We start from the raw sequence: 18127 nt of genomic DNA on the forward strand, positions 1-18127 counted from the left end.
ATCTGGATCAAAGACCTCACTCGGACCACCTCTTGATCACAACCAAATACGCGCCCTAGCCGTACCCGAGGGACCTAAACCCGGCGGTCGCTGAGGTGCGCCAGATTGCGCTCTCCTTTCTAATCAGAAACCCACAAACCGGGAAACAAGGACGAATCAGGAGTAACCTGGCTATACGGCCATATTTCGGAAGGGTGGTGTGACATATGCCGTACAGCGCCGACATGGGGACACATCCTGACATCCTGGAGCTACGTGCGCGGTACGAGGCCGCGGGCGCGAACCCCGCGGCACAGTTGACCGACGGCCTCACCCTGTTGAGCGGGCTGTACCTCGCGCTCTCACCCTGGGTCGTCGGATTCCAGAACCGCCCGATCGCCGTCAACAACCTGGTCACGGGTCTCGCGATCGCGGTGCTGGCGCTCTGCTACAGCTCGGCGTTCGGCCGCACCCACGGCATCTCCTGGATAGCGCCCGTGCTCGGGCTGTGGACCATCATCGCGCCATGGGTGATCCGAGGAGGGACGAACACCGCGGGGACGATCGCGAACAACGTCGTCACCGGCGCGATTCTCCTGGCTCTCGGCCTGACGACCGTGCGTTTCAGCATGATCGGGCGCGGCCGGCCCGCCGGATTCCACGCTCCCCCCGAGCACTGAACGGCGACACCGCACCCAGCACGCCGGGCACTCTGCCCTGACCGACCTGACATCTCGCGACAATCGTAGGAATTCTCGCTTAGCGAGACAGGACACGTGTACGAAGACTTTTCGTACACGTGTCCATAGCATCGAGTCCACCCTGAAACGGCTCCTGAACCGGGCCGATTTCTTGAGGAAGGACCGCCGATGCCTTTGCCGCGCCCGCGGACGCCCCTTGCCGACCGGACCGAGTCCCGTCGCGGGAGACCCGCCCGTCGAGCCGCCGCCGCGCTGGGTCTCGCCGCCGCGACGACCCTCAGCGGGTTCGCCGCCCCCCTCGCCTCCGCCGGGGCGGCCGCCGACGGCCCGATCGGCCCGGTCTTCTCGAACGGCATGGCCCAGCCGGTGTTCTCGTCGAACCGGGCCGACTGGATCCGCGAGGAGGTGTGGATCGAGGTCCCGGTCGACAGCGACGGGGATGGTCGTAACGACCGGGTGCACGCCGAGGTCACCCGGCTCCGGGAGACCGAGACCGCGGGCTTGAAGTCCCCCGTTGTGTACGAGGTCAGCCCCTACTACGCCGGCGGCAACCCGATCACCAATCACAATGTCGATCACGAGCTCCACCAGGCGCGGCGCCCGGGCAAGGGCTGGCTGAACCGGGGCGGCAAGACCACCGACCCGGCCAAGGACGAGCGACTGACCGCCGCCGCGACCGCTGACGAGGCGGCCGCCGCGGGCACCGGGCCGCAACCGATCATCAGCACCAGCCACGAGGCCAACTGGCTGCCGCGCGGTTTCGCGGTGGTCCACGCCGAGTCCCTGGGCAGCGGCAGGTCCGACGGCTGCCCGACCACCGGGGGGCGCAACGAGACCCTCGGTGCGAAGGCCGTCGTCGACTGGCTGAACGGCCGTGCCAAGGCGTACGACGCGGCCGGCCGGGAGGTGAAGTCGACCTGGACGACCGGCAAGGTCGGCATGATCGGCACGTCGTACAACGGCACCCTGCCGAACGCGGTCGCGAGCACCGGCGTCGAAGGGCTCGAGGCGATCGTGCCGATCTCGGCGATCTCCAGCTGGTATGACTACTACCGGGCGAACGGCGCCGTGGTCGCCCCGGGCGGCTACCAGGGCGAGGACGCCGACGTGCTCGCCGAGTACGTCTACACCCGCTCGGACAAGCAGATCTGCCGCAGCCTCATCGAGCGGCTCGCGCAGGAACAGGACCGGGTCACCGGCGACTACAGCGCCTTCTGGGACGAGCGCAACTACATGAACGACGTCGGCAACGTCCACGCCGCCGTTCTGGTGGCGCACGGGCTCAACGACTGGAACGTCAAGACCAAGCACGCCGCGCAGTGGTACGGGGCGCTCAAGGAGCGCGGGGTCCCGCACAAGATCTACCTGCACCAGGGCGGGCACGGCGGCTCCCCCAGCCTCGACGTGCTGAACCGCTGGTTCACGCGTTACCTGTGGGGCCAGGAGAACGGCGTGGAGAACGACCCGCGGGCGCTGGTCCAGCGTGAGGACCGCAGCCTGGTCGAGTACGCCGAGTGGCCCGATCCGGCGAGCGCGGCCACCACGCTCAACCTGGCACCCGGTGCGAACGGCACAGCCGGCGGGCTCACCCTCGACAGGACGCGCCGGGGCCGCCCGGTGACCGAGACGATCGCCGACGACGCGTCGAAGCGGGCGCAGGCCCTCGCCGACGCCGCGACCTCACCGAACCGCCTGGCGTACAAATCGGGGACGCTGACCGGCCCGGTACGGCTCAGCGGCACGCCGCAACTGTCGCTGCGGATGTCCTTCGACCAGCCGGCAGCGAACATCACGGCGCTACTCGTCGACTACGACCAGAACGGCAAGGCGAAGATCGTCACCAGGGGCTGGACGGACCCACAGAACCGCAAGTCGATATCGCGGACCGATCCGGTCAAGCCGGGCACGCCGTACCGTCTCGACCTCGACATGCAGCCGCACGACTACGTGTTCGCGGCAGGGCACCGGATCGGCATTGTGCTGCTGTCAAGCGACTACGAGTACACGATCCGGCCGGCTCCCGGCGCGAGGCTGCACCTGGACACGACGAAGAGCACGGTCACGCTGCCCCTCATCGGCGGCGCTGACGCGCTCGCGGCCGCCACCGCGGAATGAAGCGGCAGGGCTGCACGGCAAGGCGGGGGTCGCCGCGGGACAGGGCGTCCCGCCGCCGACCCCCTACCGGCGAACGGGACAAAACCCCGAACATGGCGTACGGTCAGATTCAGTCGTACCAGCTAGACAGATGTGTTTGGCCGAAATGCCGACAGATGGGGGTCCCTTGCCCAGCTCCACCGCTTTGGTCGTCACCGACGCCGCCGAGCGATACGCGAAGCAGCTCGCTTCCCACCTGGGCCGGAAGATCGAGGTCGAGGAGCTGCCGGACGGGGTCCGGCGGCTGGTCTTCGCCAAGGGCGAGGCGGTGCTGACCCCGGAGCCGGCGCGGCTCGTGATGCGGGCCGACGCGGAGGACGCCGCGTCCCTCGCCGTCGTGGAGGACGTGGTCGGCCGCCACCTCGAGCGGTTCGGCCAGCGCAACGAACTGGCCGTGACCTGGCAGAAGGACGCCTGACAGGCCGGCGAGGTAGCCTCGGCTCATCATCCTGAGGAGAGGAGCCGAGGCCGATGACGCTGACCACCCCGGTCGCGAGCCCCGTGGACTTCGCCGCCCACGGCGACTACGCGATCAAGGCCGCCACCCGTCCCGACGGCTCCTTCGTCCGCCCGCTCTACCGCTTCCAGGGCCGGATCAGCGCCGACGGAAGCAGCGGCTTTCCCGCCGAGCCTGGCCGCTACCACCTGTACGTGTCGCTCGCCTGCCCGTGGGCGCACCGATCGGTGATCGCGCGGTCACTCCTGGGGCTGGAGGACGTCGTGACCATGTCCGTCGTCGATCCCGTCCGCGACGGCCGCGGCTGGGCCTTCCGCCGCGGCCCGGGCCACGGGCCCGACGAGGTCAACGGCTTCCGGCTGCTCCGGGAGGCGTACGAGGCGACCGAGCCCGGGTACGACGGCCACGTGTCGGTGCCCGTGCTGTGGGACCGCGCGACCGGCCGGATCGTCAGCAACAACTTCCCGGATGTCAGCATCGACCTGGCCACTCAGTTCGGCGAGTGGGCGCGGCCCGGCGTCGACCTTTATCCGGCGGCGCTGCGCGGCGAGATCGACGCGCTGAACGAGCGGATCTACACGACCGTGAACAACGGGGTCTACCGGTGCGGTTTCGCCGAGAGCCAGGAGGCGTACGGGACGGCTGTGACGGCGCTGTTCACCATGCTCGACGAACTCGACGCGCGCATGGCGAGCCGGCGTTACCTGCTCGGTGACCGCATCACCGAGGCCGACGTGCGGCTCTGGGTCACGCTCGTCCGTTTCGACGCGGTCTACGTCACCCATTTCAAGGCCAACATCCGCCGCTTGGCGGACTACCCGAACCTGTGGGCCTACGCTCGCGATCTCTACCGGAATCCGGCGTTCGGCGGCACGACCGACTTCGACCACATCAAGCGCCACTACTACGGCACGCACCCGCGGATCAACCCATCACGGATCATCCCGGCCGGCCCCCTGGTCGACTGGACCGCCCCACCCGGCAGGGAAACTCTCCCCCCATCCCAACAACCCTGGCCGTGATCTTGCGAATACTTGCAGACACCCGCCATGAGCAGGCACTTCACGTTCCATGATCTTGCAGTTTCTCGCAGATCTCGTCACTGACCAGCGAAAACAGAGACGGCGATCTTGCACTTGGGCGCCAACTGCAAGATCACGAAATCCATAACCGCACGTCAGGCCACTCACCTGCGAGTATCTGCAAGATCACGGAGTTGATCCGTGCACGTCAGAGGGTCAGGTTGCGAGAATTCGCAAGATCACGGTGGAGGGGGCTGGGTGAGCCGGAGGGCTTCGGCGGCCACGGCGGTGCGCAGCTCCCGGATGCCGGGCCGTCCCCGGATCGGGTGGACGTTGTTGGTGAGCAGCACAACGGTGAGACGACGCACGGGGTCGACGACCAGCGACGTCCCGGTGAAGCCGGAGTGGCCGAAGGCGCCGGTCAGCGGTCCGACGATCGCGGGGTCGCCGATCCTGACGCCCAGAGCCTGCCGATAGCCCAGCTCCTGCCGATAACTCAGCCCCTGCTGATGGCCGGGTCCGGGGGCGTCGGCGTCGGCTTCCGAGCCCACGCCCTGATCGCGGATCATCTCGACGATCGCGGCCGGTGGCACCGCCCCGGCGCCCCCGGTCCGCAGCGCCTCGCCGAACCGCAGCAGGTCGTCGGCGGTCGAGAACAGCCCGGCATGGCCGGTGACACCGCCGAGCGCGTACGCGGTCTCGTCGTGCACCTCTCCCCTGACGCAGCCGCTCCCCCGCCCGGTCTTGCACTCGGTGGCGACGATCCTGGGCAGCAGCGACGGGCCGGGGTGGTAGAGGGTGTCGGCGAGACCGAGCGGACCGGTGATCCGCTCCCGGACGAGGACGTCCAGCGGCGCTCCCCCGGCGATCTCGGCTACCCGCCCGGCGGTGATCATCCCGACGTCCGAGTAGAGATGTGCCCCGGGCGGCCGCTCGGCGGGCGTGGACAGCACGAGCTCCCAGCGGAGCCGGGCGGGCTCCTTCTCCACCCGGCGGCCCGCCGGCAGGCCCGAGGTGTGGGTGAGCAGGTGCCGGAGGGTGATCTCCGGGCGGCCGCCGTAATGCCTCGGCAGCCATGTGGCGACCGGTTCGTCCAGGCCCACCCGCCCGTCAGCGGCCAGTGACAGCAGCACCAGCGTGGTGAACGGCTTGGTGATCGAGGCGATGTCGAAGACCGAGCCGAGCGTGACCGGCGGCCGGTCCGCCAGCACCCGCTCGGAGGCGTCGGCGTAGCGGACCGCCTCACCGACCGCGCCGGCCGCCGCCGTCCGCCCGCCCACGGCGATCATGGCGACCGCGGCCGACGCGACCTCGGGCACCGCGGCCCGCAGGACGTCGTCAAGCATTGCCCAGGGCTGTCGCCAGCCGGTCGCCGTGTGCCGCGAGCAGCGCCCGGGCGTCGTCGCGGCCCAGCCCACACTTGATCATCACCACCGCGGTCTTCACGTCGCGTCCCGCGTCCTCCAGTGCCTCGCGGGCGACGGGAACGCCGGCGCCGGTGATATCGGCGACGATGCGTGCGGCCCGGTCGACGAGCTTGGCGTTGGTCGCCACCACGTCGATCATGTAGTTGCCGTACGTCCGGCCGGACCTGATCATCGTGATCGTGGAGATCATGTTGAGGACCAGCTTCTGGGCCGTGCCGGCCTTCAGCCGGGTCGATCCGGTGACCACCTCGGGCCCGACGATCACCTCGATGGCGTGCTCGGCCGCGTCGGCGAGCGGAGCCCCCGCGTTGCAGGCCAGGCCCACCGTCAGCGCACCGAGGCGGCGGGCCTCCTGTACGGCCGCCACGACGTACGGCGCGCGTCCGCTCGCCGAGATCCCGACGACCGAGTCGAGCGGGCCGACGCCCCGGTCCCGGATCACCGCGGCGCCTGCCCGCGCGTCATCCTCGGCTCCCTCCACGGCCCGCATCAGCGCGGCCTCGCCGCCCGCGATGATGCCCTGCACCAGTTCGGGATCGGTGCCGAAGGTCGGCGGGCATTCCGAGGCGTCGAGCACCGCGATCCGCCCCGAGGTCCCGGCGCCGACGTAGAACAGCCGGCCGCCGCGTGCCATGCGTTCGGCGACGCCGTCGATCGCGGCGGAGATCGCCGGTACGGCACGGCCCACCGCGGCCGGCACGGTGGCGTCGGCCGTGTTCATGAGCCGGGCGATGTCCTGCGTCGGCAGCGTGTCGATCCCGCTGTAGCGGGGATCGCTCTGTTCGGTGGCGAGAGCGGCGAGTGTTTCCGTCGTTGGTTCCGTCGTTGGTTCCGTCATGATGATGACCTCGGATTCGGAGAGCTCTGTTCAGATGACTGTCCAGATGACTGGCGTTCGTACCGGCCTGGAGCAACTGGTCGCAGGCCGCCCCCGTGGCGAGCGGACGCGGGTCGGGCTCGTCACCAACCCCACCGGAGTCCTGCCCGATCTCACCCCGTCGGCAACAGCGCTGCTGCGTTCGGGTTTCCGGGTGACCGCGCTGTTCAGCCCCGAGCACGGGCTGCGCGGCACCGGCCAGGCGGGCTCCGGCGAAAGCGAAGACGAAAGCGAAGCCGAAGGAGGGGGTGATAGAGGGGGCGGCCCGGCGACCGATCCCGCCACGGGGCTGCCGGTGTTCGACACCTACCTGCGGACGGGCGGGGCACTCGACGAACTGGTGGCATCGGCCGGGGTGGATGTGCTCGTGTTCGACGTGAGCGACGTCGGCGCCCGCTTCTACACCTACGTATGGACGATGTACGACCTGATGGGCACGGCGGCCCGCCTTGGGCTGCCCTTCACCGTGCTCGACCGCCCGAACCCCGTCGGGGGTGCGGTGTGCGAGGGCCCGCCGCTCGACCCCGCCTTCGCGAGCTTCGTCGGCCGTGCCCCCCTCCCCGTACGGCACGGCCTCACCACCGGGGAGATCGCCCGGTTCGTCAACCGCGAGATCGGCGCCGAGCTGGACGTGGTCCCCCTGCTGGGCTGGCGTCGCGAGCGGTACTTCGACGAGACCGGGCTGCCGTGGGTGATGCCCTCGGTGAACATGCCGACGCTCGACACCGCGCTGGTCTATCCCGGCACCGGCCTGTTCGAGGGGACGAACGTGTCGGAGGGCCGCGGCACCACCCGGCCGTTCGAGCTGATCGGCGCGCCGTACGTGGACGGGCGGTTCGCCGAGGAACTCGACGCGCTCGGCCTGCCGGGTGTCCGATTCCGCGACACGTGGTTCGCCCCGGTCTTCGGCAAGCACGCGGGGACGCCGGTGCGCGGCGTCCAACTGCACGTCACCGACCGTACGGCGCTGCGGCCCGTGTTCACGGGGGTGTCCATGCTGCATGTGCTGCGCGCGCTCTACTCCGGCGACTTCGCCTGCGAGCCGTTCCTGGACCTGCTGTGGGGTTCCGACTCCCTGCGCCTGGCCCTGACCTCCGGACGGGATCCGCGCGACCTGTGCGGCTCCCCCGGACGACCGGGTGATCACGCCGAGCAGCTGTACGTGTAGCGTCACGGCTTTTCGCCCTGCGAGGTCAGCCGAGCGGGCGGCGGTAGAGCCAGAAGACCCGCTCGACCCGCGCGTCCACCGCCCGCGAGTAGAAGCGGATCGGGCCCACCCAGCCGATCTGCGCGCTGCGCAGCCCGGCGGCCGCCTGATCGGCCAGGCAGCGTCGCAGCAGCACCCTGCCCACACCGAGCCCCCGCGCCGCCTCGGCCGTGCCCATCGGGCCGAACCACAGCGGCCGGCTTCCCCACGCGGCGAACCCGAGGATCTCCCCGTCCCGCTCGGCGTAGTGGCAGCCGGTCGCCTGCCCGGCCTCCCAGGCCCACTCGTCGTTCCACTGCCGCCGCACGAACTCGGCGACCGTCGCCCGCTCCCCGGCCGGGGCCGGGTGTACGGGGACGCCGGCGGCGGCGAGCCGGGCCAGGTCGGCGGCGTCCTCCTCAGCCGAGGAGGACGGCAGGTCGGCGGTCATGTTCCAGGCGATGCGGTACCGCTCGTAGCCGAGGCGCTCGGCGAGGCAGGCCGCCGGGGTGTAGCGCACGTCGATGCCCGGCCAGCCGTAGCAGGGCGGGTTCCCGGCGAAGCGCGCCTCGGTCGCGCCCTGTGCCCGCAGCCACTCCTCGGCGGCGGTCACGAGCGCCCGGCCGATGCCCCGGCCCTGCGCACGGGGGTGAACGGCGAGCAGGTCCACGTGGCCCGCCACGCCGCTCTCTTCGGTGCCGCCGACGGAGGCGAGCACCACGCCGTCCAGATCCGGGGTGGCCAGGGCAATCCACCGGCGGCCCTCGGGCGGGTCGGCCAGCCGTCGCACGACGAGCGGCGCCTCGGCGGCGTCCGCCCACAGCGCGGCCGCGGCCGTCTCAGCCAGCCCGGCGGCCTCCGGCCGTACCGGATCGATCCGTACCGCCGGCCCGCTCATCCGCGCGCCCCCGTGTCCGCCCCCGTGTCCGCCCCCGTGTCCGCCCCCGTGTCCGCCCCCGTGCGCGCGCCCGTGCGCGCGCCGGTGTCCGCGAGCGTGTCCGCCCCCATGTCCGGCTCCGTGCCCGTCCCGATCGGGATCACGCTCCGGGTCCGGGGGTGGAAGCAGGCGTGCTCCTGAAGGGTCGTGCCGTCGTGGCTCAGCCGCGGACGCTGCTCGGTGCACAGCTGCGTGGCGAACTGGCATCGGGGCGCGAACAGGCAGCCCTCGTCGGTCCTGCTGGGGTCGAGGGCCTCGGTCGGCACCACCCGCTCCGCCCCGGGCTTCTCAAGCCCGTGCAGGACCGGGGTGGCCGACAGCAGCGACTGGGTGTACGGATGCACCGGCCGGGTGATGACCGTCTCGGTCGGCCCGTGCTCCACGACCTGGCCCCGGTAGAGCACGTAGAGCTCGCTGTCGTCGCCGAGGTAGCGTGCGGTGGCGATGTCGTGGGTGATGAACAGCACGCCGACGCCGAGCCGTACCCGCAGGTCCTTGAGCAGCCCGAGGATGCCCAGCCGCAGCGACACGTCGATCATCGACACGGCCTCGTCGGCCACGAGCACCTCCGGGTCCATCGTCAGCGCCCGGGCGATCACGACGCGCTGGCGCATGCCGCCCGACAGCTGGTGCGGATACCTCGGCAGCACGTAACCGGGGTCGATGCCGACCAGGCAGAGCAGTTCCTCCGCCCTCGCGTCCACCCACGACCTCGACCGGCCGGTCTGCTTGGCACGCAGCGCCAGCGGCGCCTCCAGCGTCTGGTGGATGGTCCTGGTGGGGTTCAGCGCGGAGTAGGGGTCCTGGTGGATGAGCTGGATCCTGCGGAAGTGCGGCTGGCGCCGCCGGTGGCCGAGCCCGGACATCGGCACGCCGTCGATGACGATCTCACCGGAATCGTAGGTCTCCAGTCCGGCGATGATCCGGCCGAGCGTGGTCTTGCCGCAGCCCGACTCTCCGATGAACGACACGGCGCCACCCGGCTCGACGGCGAAGTCCACCTCGCGCAGCGCCCGCACCTCGCGGGCGCCGAGCACGCTCCCGCGCTGCTTGAAGGTCTTGGTGATGCCGGTTCCGGTGATCAAGCGTACTCCTTACGCCGGGCGGTCGTGGGCGTGCGGTCGGCGGCACCGGCATCGGCATCGGCATCGGCATCGGCGGCATCGACCGCGTGGCAGGCGACCGTCCGCCCGTCACGGGTCCGCGGGACGGGCTCGACGGTGTCGCAGACGTCCATCCGCCGGTCGCAGCGCTCGCGGAACACACAACCGGCGGCAGGGAGGGTCCCGAGGGTGGGAGGCCGCCCCGGCAGCGCCCGGGCCAGCGAGATGTCGCCGGACAGGCGCGGAATCGCCCGGATCAGGCCGCGGGTGTACGGGTGCCGGGGCGAGCCGAGCACCTCCATGACCGGGCCGTGCTCGACCACCCGCCCGCCGTACATCACGGCGAGGTTGTCGGCGACCTCGGCGACCGCGCCGACGTCGTGGGTGATGACGAGCGTGGTGAGCCCCCGCTCGTCGTGGACCTCCCGGACGATCCGCAGGATGGTCGCCTGCGTGATCATGTCGAGGGCCGTGGTCGGCTCGTCGAGCACGACGACCTTGGCGTTGAGCACGAGCGCGAGCATGATGCCGACGCGCTGGCGCATGCCGCCCGACAGCTCGTGCTGGTAGGAGTCGAGCACGCGGGCGCCGTCCATGCCCATGCGGGCCAGCAGGTCCTTCGCGTCGCGCACGAGCGCGCGCAGGTCCTCGACGCCGTGGGAGCGGCCGAGGTCGAGCAACTGCTTGCCGATCGTCTTGAGCGGGTTGAGCGAGTTCTGCGCCGCCTGGAAGACATACCCGACGTGCCGGCCGCGGGCCCGCCGCAGCTCCTCGCCGCCGAGCTCGACCACGTCGCCGAGGCCGTCGATCTCGACGCTGCCCGCCGCGATCCGGCCCGGCGACTGCACGGCGTTGAGCAGGCACAGCGCGAGCGTCGACTTGCCCGAGCCGGACTCGCCGACGACGCCGGTGATCGTGCCGGGTGCGAGGGTGAGATCGACGTTCGAGACGGCGGGCAGCTCGCCCATCGGGGTCTTGTAGACGACGGTGAGCCCGCGCACGCGCACGGCCGGCGCCGTTGGGTTGGGGGTCATTCGGCTACTCCTCCCGCAGGCGGGGATTGAAGATCTCGTCCATGGCGTCGACGATGAGCACGATGCCCAGCGTCAGCAGCAGGATCGCGAGCAGCGGAGCCATCAGGTACGGCAGCGCCGCCGCGGTGGTGAGCGCGCCGCCGTTGAAGACGGCCAGGTTGAGCATCACGCCCCAGTTGTTGGACTCGAACGGCAGGACGCCGAGGAAGAACAGGCCGACCTGGGCGTAGACGGCGCCGGTGACGGCGATCAGCATGTTCATCGCGATGTAGGGGGCCATGCTCGGCAGCAACTCGCGGCCGATGATGTGGGTGGTCGGCAGGCCGAGCCCCCTGGCCGCCTCGATGAACCCCCGCTCGCGCAGCGACAGCGTCTGGGACCGTACGGCCCGGGCGATGCCGCCCCAGCCCAGCAGGCCGAGCACCAGGCCCATCTCCAGCGGGCTCTCGAACTTCCACACGGTGGACAGCACGAGCAGCAGCGGCAGGCCGGGGATCGCCAGGTTGACGTCGGTGACCCGCATGAGCACGGTGTCCCACCGGCCGCGCCGGAACCCGGCGAACAGCCCGATCAGGGTGCCGAGCGCGACCGTGATGACCGCGGTCGCCAGGCCGGTGAGCAGCACGTAGCGCGCCCCGGTGATCACCAGTGCGAGCACGTCGGTGCCCTCGAAGTCGGTGCCGAACGGATGCCGCAGGCTGGGCGGCGCGTAGAGGGCGTCGTCGTCCCTGGGCAGGTGGTCGGGGTAGAGCAGCGGCCCGGCCACGCCCATCACGGCGAAGCCGGCGACGATGACGACGCCGACCATCCGGCTCGGCTTGCGGCGCAGCACCCGCCACACCCCGCGCCAGAAGTTGCGCCGGAGCGTGGCCCGGGTGACGCCCGGCGTGCCGCCGGGGGCCGGCCGCGGGTCGGCCGTCTCCTGGGCGTTGGTCATGATGCTCATGCCGCGCCTCCACTCCTGACCCGGGGGTCGATCGCCGTGTAGAGCAGGTCGGCGACGATGTTGGCGACGACGATGCCGATCGTGATCACCAGGAACGTGCCGCCCATGAGCGCGTAGTCACGGCTGCTGATGCTGCCCACCAGCAGCAGCCCGAGCCCGGGGTAGTTGAAGATCTGCTCGATGAAGATCGACCCGCCGAACAGCATGCCGATCGACAGGGCGAGGACCGTGAACAGCGGGAGGATCGCGTTGCGCGCGATGTAGCGGAACACGATGCCGCGTTTGAGCCCGCGGAGCTCGGCCGCGAGGATGAAATCGTCGCCGAGCACGGCGACCACGTTCGACTTCATCGCGAGGATCCACCCGCCGTAGCTGGCCAGCGTGTACGTCACGACCGGCAGCACGGCGTGGTGCGCCAGCGAGCCGAGATAGCCGGGGTTGAGGCCGGGCACGTGCTCGACGTCGACCGGGCCGCCGGACGGCATGATCGGCCACAGCGTCGCGAAGATCGCGGTGAGCAGCAGGCCGATGACGTACACCGGCACGCCGTGCAGCAGCGAGCCCGACAGCGCGAGCACGTCGCCGAGCCGGCCCGATCGCTTGATCGCCGCGTAGACGCCCATGATGACGCCGAGCAGGAAGCTCAGCAGCGTGCCGGCCAGCACCGGCAGCACGGTCCAGCGGGCCGCCGAACCGATCAGCGTGGTCACCTCCACGCCCGGCGTGCTGAGCGACCGGCCGAGGTCGAAGTGGAGCAGCGAGTTGATGTAGCCGGTGTACTGCTCCCAGAGGCTGCCCGTGGGCAGGAAGCCGTACAGCACGGCGGTGGCCCGCTCGGCCTGCTCGGGCGACATGCCCTTCTGGATCAGGCTCTCGTACTGCCCGCGTACGGGGTCGCCGGGGATCTCCCGGATGATGACGAAGCTGATCGTGGCGACGACCCAGATCATGGCCAGGCCACGTGCGACGTGGCCCGCCACGCGTCGGGCGACCGCCTTCGGCGACGCCGACGAGGTCGGCGATGTCGGCGAAGTCTTCGACGTCTTGGACCGGGCGCGTCCCCGGAGCGTTGCCGTCATGCCTGCCTCTTCTTGATCATCCCGAGCTGCATCCACACGCCCGACGACAGCCGCAGCGCGTCGTTGTCGTCCGGGGGGAACGCCGTGTACCGGGAGGTGTTCACGAACTGGGTGTTGACGTAGTCCCAGAGCTGGATGACCGGCAGCTGCTCGTTGGTCACCCTGGCGAGGACGCCGACGACGCGCTTGCGCTCCTCCGGGGTGGCGTAGCTGAGCCTGCTGGTCAGCTCGCCGGGGTTGACCTGGCCGTCGGCTCCGGCGGCGACGGTCTCCGGGCCGCCCATCCAGTTGCCCTGGGTGCCCGGCGCCACATGCGACAGCCGCCCGCCGAACATCTGCCAGCCGTTCGCCTGGCCGTACAGGCGCTGGAAGATGTTGTACGGCGACGGGCCCAGCCCGATCAGCCAGAACGCGACGTCGTACTTGCCCTCCGCCAGTTCTCCAAGATAAAGGGTGTAGTCGGCTGCGGTGACCACGGTCGCGTCGATGCCGTGGTCACCGAGCTGACTGCTGATCGACTTGGCCGCCGCCACCCAGTCGGAGAACGACGCGGGGACGTGGATCTGCACCTGCCACGGCTTGCCGTCGGGCAGGGCCCACCGGCCGTCCCGCTTGGTCATCCCGGCGGCCCGCAGCTCGGCGTCGGCCTTGGCCGCGTCGACGCGGTAGCGCTCGAGCGTGTCGAACCCGCCGTCCAGCCAGGCCCTGGCGGCCTTGGCGTGGATGCCTGAGGTGGTCACGGCGGGCGTGCCGCCCTCGGGGGATGCGATCTTCGTGACCTGGGCACGGTCGATCAGGTAGGCCAGCGCCCGCCGCACGTGCACGTTGTCGTACGGCTTGTGCGCCTGGTTGAACGCCATCGACGTGGCCACAGGCGAGTACCCCTTGATCACCTTGCTGCCGGCGGCCCCGCGGATGCGGTCCATCACGGCGGTGGGCACCGACGTGAACGGGGCGTTGTCGAGCCTGCCGGAGATCAGGTAGTTCCAGATCTGCTCGTTGCCGGTGTAGTTGAGTACCTTCACCTTGTCCGGCGCGATCGCCTTGCTGTTGTAGAAGTAGGGGTTGCGCTTCAGCAGCGCCGCGCCGGGGTTCACCCGCTCCAGCACGAACGGCCCGGCGGACACGTCGTGCGCCGGCCCGAAGGCGATGACCTTCTCGGCCAGACCGGTGATCTCGGCCTTGGCCTGCTCGGCGGCCGGGCCCTCGCCGTCCTGGGCGACCTTCAGGGTGTGCCAGAAGCCGGCGGGCAGCAGCCGGCCGAAGACGTGCGCGGGCACGACCACCGTCGACAGCAGGTTGCTGAGGAACATCCCGCTGCGGTTCACCCCCTGGGTGATCTTGAGGGTCTTCGCGTCGACGACGTGGATGTCGGCTGCGGCGCCCGCCGCCCTGGGGTCGAGCGCGTACGCCGTGCCACCCTGGGTGTAGGCGAGACCGATCGACACCCGGACGTCCTCGCTGGTCACCGGCTTGCCGTCGGACCACCTGGCGTCCGGCTGCAGGTGGATGACGACCTCCGACTGGTCGGGCGTCGTCGTCCAGCTACTGGCCAGCCCCGGGTAGAACTGGTTGGGGTCGACCGGATCGTTCTTCGGCCAGGCGAGCGCCATCCCGTTGTAACCGGCGAAGACGGACCCCACGGGGTTGAACGGGTTGATCGGTGCGCTGGCGTTGATCTGTTTGCTGCCGTCGATCGTGGTGAAGACACCGCCGCCCGCCGTCTGGGCGGCCCCCGTGTTCCCGGTGGTCCCGGTAGTGCCGCAGGCGGTGGCGGTGGCGAGCGTCGCTGCCAGAGCCACGATCGCTGCGAGTCGCTTCATGGGCTGCTCCTGGTTCCCGATATGCCTGGACGATACGGGCGCTCCAGGGCGGCGTCAATTTTTTCCGCCCGTGCAGTCAGATATGGAGTTAATTTTTACCTGACGCGTCTACCTGGGGATATATCGCGCGTGACTGTTTCCGTTGATCGTTTGGGGACCGGTCACGACGCCGACGCGTCGTCGGTCAACCGGCGGGCCGCGGCGCGCATGGAGGCGGCCGAGTCGCCATGGGTGGCGAGGTACACGGCACCGGCGGGCGGTCCCGGCACCCCGGTCTCCACCACCACCGCGTCCGGGCGGGCCCGTACGGCTTCCGCGATCAGATGCCGCATCCAGCCGTGCCGTACCGCGTCGTGGACGGCGAGCACGACCGGCCGCCCGGCGGCCGTCCCGAGATCGGGCAGGCCGTCGCCCTCCCCGATCTCGGCACGTTCCGTCCCGGGGAGGATCTCGGCGATCGCCGCGGCCAGGCCGGGCCTGCGTCCGCCGGCGCTGGGATCCACGGCCTGGCTCAGCCGGGCCGATATCTGGACGACCAGCGGCGCGGCGCTCAGCACCGGCCGGGCCGCCGCACCGGCCATGCGCAGCGCCGCGGCCGCCACCGCGTCTCCCAGTCCCTCGTCAGCGTCGTGTGCGGCCGCCGCGCGGACCCGGGCCCGCGCCTCATGCCAGCGGGCCAGGCGGCGCACCCGGCCCGCCGCCTCCACCAGCCGTTCCTCGGAGAGCCTGCCCTCCCGGGCCGCCCCGACGATCGCGTCACGCAGCTCGTACACGCTCTCTCCACCTGGCGAGGACCGGCCCACGCAGACGGCGTCGGCCCCGGCGGCCAGGGCCCGTACGGCGATCTCGCCGGGCTCGTGGAGCGCGGCCACCGCCCGCATCTCGATCGCGTCGGTCACCAGCACGCCGTCGAAGCCGAGCTCATCGCGCAGCAGCCCGGTCAGCACGGCCCGGCTCAGCGTGGCCGGGACCTCGTCGAGGGCGGGCACGAGCAGGTGACCGCACATGATCGCCTGGACCCCCGCCGCGATGGCGGCGCGGAACGGCGGCAGGTCGCGCAGGTCGAGCACCTCACGCGGCGCCTCGACGGTCGGCAGCTCCAGGTGGGAGTCGCTGCGGGTGGCGCCGTGGCCGGGGAAATGCTTGGCGCAGGCCGCCACCCCGCCGCCCTGTAGCCCCTTGATCCAGGCCACCGCGTGCCGGGAGACCGCCTCCGGGTCCGTGCCGAAGGAGCGGATGCCGATCACCGGATTGAGCGGGTCGGCGTTCACATCCACCACGGGGGCGTAGTCGAGCGTGATGCCGGAGGCGGCGACGAGCCGGCCGATCTGGCGGGCCACCCGCTCGGTCAGCCGGACGTCGTCGGCCACGCCGAGGGCGAGGTTGCCCGGCCAGGAGCTGCCGGAACCCGCCTCCAGCCGGGTGACCGTGCCGCCCTCCTCGTCGACCGCGACGATCACCTCGGGGTTGTCCGCGCGCAGCGCCGCGGTGAGCGCGGCCGTCTGCGCCGGATCGGCGATGTTACGGGCGAACAGCACCACCCCGCCCAGGCCCTCGGCCAGCGCCCGGCACAGCCAGCCGGGCGGAGCCGTACCTTCGAAGCCGGGCTGGAGCACGGCCATCGCCAGCCGGTCCAGGTCGTCCGTCGATCTCGGGGACCCGGTTGTCAGGCCCGTCTTCCGGCTGCCCGCCCTCATCGCGCCCCCTGCGCGATGAGCCTGCGGTGTCCCTCCAGCGCGCGCGGATCGTCGGGGGGCAGGACGGCCCGGAGTGCGAGCGCGGCGGCCCCCGCGGCGGCGTCGCCCGCGAGCAGCCAACCGCCGAGGGAGCCGGCGCCGGCTGAGAGGCCGGTCCGCTCCCCCAGTTCGGCGCGTACCAGTGCGGCCAGTTCGGTCCGCTCGGTCAGCAGAGATCCGGCCAGCACGAGCGGGCCCGGCGCCGCGGGGCCGTCGCCGTCCGCCGTGTCCGACAGGTCCTGCGAGCCCTGCGAACGTACGGCGAGTGCCGTACGGCACAGCAGCGCGGCGCCCTCCCTGAGGATCTCCCGTGCGACCGGGTCCCCGGCGCGGGCGGCGGCGTCGGCCACCGGGGCGAGCGTGGCGAGCCAGGCCGGGCCGGATTCGGCGACGCGGGCGTAGACCGCCGAGACGATCGCCCTGGCGAGCCCGGCGGCATCCCGCCGGTCCCCGTCCCCGGAGGCGGCCGCATCGCCGAGGATCGCGGCCGCGACGTCGTCGACCAGCGCGGTCGCAGCGGCGCGGCCGTCGAGGGCGGTCAGCGCGGCGGCGACGGCACGCCTGCCGATCCACACCCCGGAACCCTCGTCGCCCAGCAGCCAGCCCCAGCCGTCGGCACGCCGTACGACCTGCCGGTGCTGGATGCGGGCGCCACCCGCGCCTGTGCCGGCCACCAGGACGGTCCCGTCCGGCTCCGTGGTCGCGCCGGTGAACGCGACGAGCATGTCCGGGACCACGGTCGGACGTCCGGGCAGCCCGGCCTCCTTCCAGGCCCGTTCCGCCAGCCCTCCCATGGCCTCGACGCCGGCCAGGCCGAAGACTCCTCCGGCCACGCGTGAGCGGTCGAGGCCCTCCAGCGCGGCGAGCAGCGCGGCGAGCAGGTTGGCGGCCGGGTCGGCGACGGAGACCACGTTCGCGCCCCCCGCGCGTCCGCGCCCGGTGATCTCCCCGTTGTCGCCGACGACGACACACCGCGTGCTGGTGCCACCGCCATCCACTCCGATGAACAGAGCCCCCACGGTCGCCCCTCGCACTCTTCGTAGATTCCCTCCGACAACCTACAAGTGAGCGGAGAATCTCGATAACGCTCTCCGGCGGAGCTACTTCTTGCTTTCGGCCAGATCAACGATCGCGGTGGCGGCGCGGAAGAACTTGTTGCGTCCCATGTCGCCCACCGTCTTGATGTTGAATGCCTTCTTGAGCAGCTCGGCGTCGCCTTCGGACACACCGGCCAGCGCCTGGACCGGCGCCTTGACGAGTTCCTCAAGGTTCAGGTCCTCATAGTCCCGGTCGAGCAGCTTGCTGAGATCAGCGTTCACGGCCATGAGTTCGTCCCCCGCTCAGAAGTCGCCGGTCAGGCAGAACCCCCGTACTCGTTAGAAGTGCCCGCACCACCCCCACCCATCCCCGTGATCTTGCAGTTTCTCGCACATCCGGGCCGCGACCAGGCAAAACCCCTTTCGTGATCTTGTAATTCCTCGCACAACCCCACCTCCACCTGATGAAACAGCCTTTGTGATCTTGCACTCACACCTCCACTGCAAGATCACGAAAGTCAAAGGAGCTGGCCAGAGTGCCCGGCTGCGAGAAACCGCAAGATCACGGAGGGCGACATCCCTGCTCAGGGGCCTTCTCTGCGAGAATTCGCAAGATCACGATGGATGGG

General features: G+C 71.0%; 16 protein-coding genes. 5 read left to right on the forward strand and 11 right to left on the reverse strand.

Features of this window, described 5'->3' with window-relative positions:
• The first annotated feature begins 224 nt into the window (after positions 1-224).
• The 4 genes from ACFHYQ_RS24920 (at position 225) to ACFHYQ_RS24935 (ending at position 4313) form a co-directional block, all read left to right on the forward strand.
• Positions 225-659 (forward strand): SPW repeat protein, encoded by a 435-nt coding sequence (locus ACFHYQ_RS24920; protein WP_204011228.1) that lies wholly within the window; start codon positions 225-227, stop codon positions 657-659.
• Between the two features lie 189 nt (positions 660-848).
• On the forward strand, positions 849-2795 hold the full coding sequence (locus ACFHYQ_RS24925; protein WP_394303558.1) for a Xaa-Pro dipeptidyl-peptidase: 1947 nt from the start codon (positions 849-851) through the stop codon (positions 2793-2795).
• Between the two features lie 166 nt (positions 2796-2961).
• The gene (locus tag ACFHYQ_RS24930) at positions 2962-3252 is read left to right on the forward strand and encodes a DUF2218 domain-containing protein (protein ID WP_394303559.1); all 291 of its coding nucleotides are present in this window, start codon (positions 2962-2964) and stop codon (positions 3250-3252) included.
• Between the two features lie 53 nt (positions 3253-3305).
• Positions 3306-4313 carry a glutathione S-transferase family protein gene (locus tag ACFHYQ_RS24935; RefSeq protein WP_394303560.1) on the forward strand — a complete coding sequence of 336 codons (1008 nt, stop codon included), beginning with the start codon at positions 3306-3308 and terminating at the stop codon, positions 4311-4313.
• A gap of 239 nt (positions 4314-4552) precedes the next feature.
• Here ACFHYQ_RS24935 and ACFHYQ_RS24940 read toward each other — a convergent pair whose 3' ends face one another.
• Together ACFHYQ_RS24940 and murQ are read right to left on the reverse strand one after the other, a co-directional pair.
• Positions 4553-5659, reverse strand: coding sequence for a serine hydrolase domain-containing protein (locus ACFHYQ_RS24940; RefSeq protein ID WP_394303561.1), 1107 nt, complete (start codon positions 5657-5659; stop codon positions 4553-4555).
• Positions 5652-6578, reverse strand: coding sequence for an N-acetylmuramic acid 6-phosphate etherase (gene murQ / locus ACFHYQ_RS24945; protein ID WP_394303562.1), 927 nt, complete (start codon positions 6576-6578; stop codon positions 5652-5654). The genes ACFHYQ_RS24940 and murQ overlap by 8 nt, the downstream gene beginning before the upstream one ends.
• A gap of 46 nt (positions 6579-6624) precedes the next feature.
• Here murQ and ACFHYQ_RS24950 point away from each other — a divergent pair, with 46 nt between their 5' ends.
• On the forward strand, positions 6625-7785 hold the full coding sequence (locus ACFHYQ_RS24950) for an exo-beta-N-acetylmuramidase NamZ family protein (protein ID WP_394303563.1): 1161 nt from the start codon (positions 6625-6627) through the stop codon (positions 7783-7785).
• A 25-nt stretch (positions 7786-7810) separates the two neighbouring features.
• Here ACFHYQ_RS24950 and ACFHYQ_RS24955 read toward each other — a convergent pair whose 3' ends face one another.
• From ACFHYQ_RS24955 to ACFHYQ_RS24995, 9 genes are all read right to left on the reverse strand, one after another.
• Positions 7811-8701 carry a GNAT family N-acetyltransferase gene (locus ACFHYQ_RS24955; RefSeq protein WP_394303564.1) on the reverse strand — a complete coding sequence of 297 codons (891 nt, stop codon included), beginning with the start codon at positions 8699-8701 and terminating at the stop codon, positions 7811-7813.
• Positions 8698-9825, reverse strand: coding sequence for an ABC transporter ATP-binding protein (locus tag ACFHYQ_RS24960; RefSeq protein WP_394303565.1), 1128 nt, complete (start codon positions 9823-9825; stop codon positions 8698-8700). Before ACFHYQ_RS24960 ends, ACFHYQ_RS24955 begins: the two co-directional genes overlap by 4 nt.
• Positions 9822-10877 (reverse strand): ABC transporter ATP-binding protein, encoded by a 1056-nt coding sequence (locus tag ACFHYQ_RS24965; protein WP_394303566.1) that lies wholly within the window; start codon positions 10875-10877, stop codon positions 9822-9824. Before ACFHYQ_RS24965 ends, ACFHYQ_RS24960 begins: the two co-directional genes overlap by 4 nt.
• Before the next feature lie 4 nt (positions 10878-10881).
• Positions 10882-11823: an ABC transporter permease gene (locus ACFHYQ_RS24970; RefSeq protein ID WP_394303567.1), complete on the reverse strand. Its 942-nt coding sequence runs from the start codon at positions 11821-11823 to the stop codon at positions 10882-10884.
• A complete protein-coding gene (locus tag ACFHYQ_RS24975) occupies positions 11820-12902 on the reverse strand; it encodes an ABC transporter permease (protein WP_394303568.1) in 1083 nt (360 codons plus the stop codon). Before ACFHYQ_RS24975 ends, ACFHYQ_RS24970 begins: the two co-directional genes overlap by 4 nt.
• Complete coding sequence (locus ACFHYQ_RS24980) at positions 12899-14725, reverse strand: ABC transporter substrate-binding protein (RefSeq protein ID WP_394303569.1); 1827 nt, start codon at positions 14723-14725, stop codon at positions 12899-12901. Before ACFHYQ_RS24980 ends, ACFHYQ_RS24975 begins: the two co-directional genes overlap by 4 nt.
• 161 nt (positions 14726-14886) lie before the next feature.
• Positions 14887-16422, reverse strand: a complete 1536-nt coding sequence (gene nagZ, locus ACFHYQ_RS24985; RefSeq protein ID WP_394303570.1) for a beta-N-acetylhexosaminidase — start codon at positions 16420-16422, stop codon at positions 14887-14889.
• On the reverse strand, positions 16419-17480 hold the full coding sequence (locus tag ACFHYQ_RS24990; protein ID WP_394303571.1) for an N-acetylglucosamine kinase: 1062 nt from the start codon (positions 17478-17480) through the stop codon (positions 16419-16421). The genes nagZ and ACFHYQ_RS24990 overlap by 4 nt, the downstream gene beginning before the upstream one ends.
• Before the next feature lie 81 nt (positions 17481-17561).
• The gene (locus ACFHYQ_RS24995) at positions 17562-17786 is read right to left on the reverse strand and encodes a hypothetical protein (RefSeq protein WP_204011191.1); all 225 of its coding nucleotides are present in this window, start codon (positions 17784-17786) and stop codon (positions 17562-17564) included.
• Positions 17787-18127 lie beyond the last annotated feature (341 nt).

This window comes from Sphaerimonospora cavernae (assembly GCF_042435035.1).
Classification (GTDB): Bacteria; Actinomycetota; Actinomycetes; order Streptosporangiales; family Streptosporangiaceae; genus Sphaerimonospora; species Sphaerimonospora cavernae.

What these genes read in the sequence shown, in the direction of transcription:
- murQ (WP_394303562.1), bottom strand. Translation starts at nt 6,578, where the DNA reads ATGACGGAACCAACGACGGAACCAACGACGGAAACACTCGCCGCTCTC.
- ACFHYQ_RS24965 (WP_394303566.1), bottom strand. Translation starts at nt 10,877, where the DNA reads ATGACCCCCAACCCAACGGCGCCGGCCGTGCGCGTGCGCGGGCTCACC.
- nagZ (WP_394303570.1), bottom strand. Translation starts at nt 16,422, where the DNA reads ATGAGGGCGGGCAGCCGGAAGACGGGCCTGACAACCGGGTCCCCGAGA.
- ACFHYQ_RS24980 (WP_394303569.1), bottom strand. Translation starts at nt 14,725, where the DNA reads ATGAAGCGACTCGCAGCGATCGTGGCTCTGGCAGCGACGCTCGCCACC.
- ACFHYQ_RS24975 (WP_394303568.1), bottom strand. Translation starts at nt 12,902, where the DNA reads ATGACGGCAACGCTCCGGGGACGCGCCCGGTCCAAGACGTCGAAGACT.
- ACFHYQ_RS24935 (WP_394303560.1), top strand. Translation starts at nt 3,306, where the DNA reads ATGACGCTGACCACCCCGGTCGCGAGCCCCGTGGACTTCGCCGCCCAC.
- ACFHYQ_RS24940 (WP_394303561.1), bottom strand. Translation starts at nt 5,659, where the DNA reads ATGCTTGACGACGTCCTGCGGGCCGCGGTGCCCGAGGTCGCGTCGGCC.
- ACFHYQ_RS24950 (WP_394303563.1), top strand. Translation starts at nt 6,625, where the DNA reads ATGACTGGCGTTCGTACCGGCCTGGAGCAACTGGTCGCAGGCCGCCCC.
- ACFHYQ_RS24925 (WP_394303558.1), top strand. Translation starts at nt 849, where the DNA reads ATGCCTTTGCCGCGCCCGCGGACGCCCCTTGCCGACCGGACCGAGTCC.
- ACFHYQ_RS24955 (WP_394303564.1), bottom strand. Translation starts at nt 8,701, where the DNA reads ATGAGCGGGCCGGCGGTACGGATCGATCCGGTACGGCCGGAGGCCGCC.
- ACFHYQ_RS24995 (WP_204011191.1), bottom strand. Translation starts at nt 17,786, where the DNA reads ATGGCCGTGAACGCTGATCTCAGCAAGCTGCTCGACCGGGACTATGAG.
- ACFHYQ_RS24970 (WP_394303567.1), bottom strand. Translation starts at nt 11,823, where the DNA reads ATGAGCATCATGACCAACGCCCAGGAGACGGCCGACCCGCGGCCGGCC.
- ACFHYQ_RS24920 (WP_204011228.1), top strand. Translation starts at nt 225, where the DNA reads ATGGGGACACATCCTGACATCCTGGAGCTACGTGCGCGGTACGAGGCC.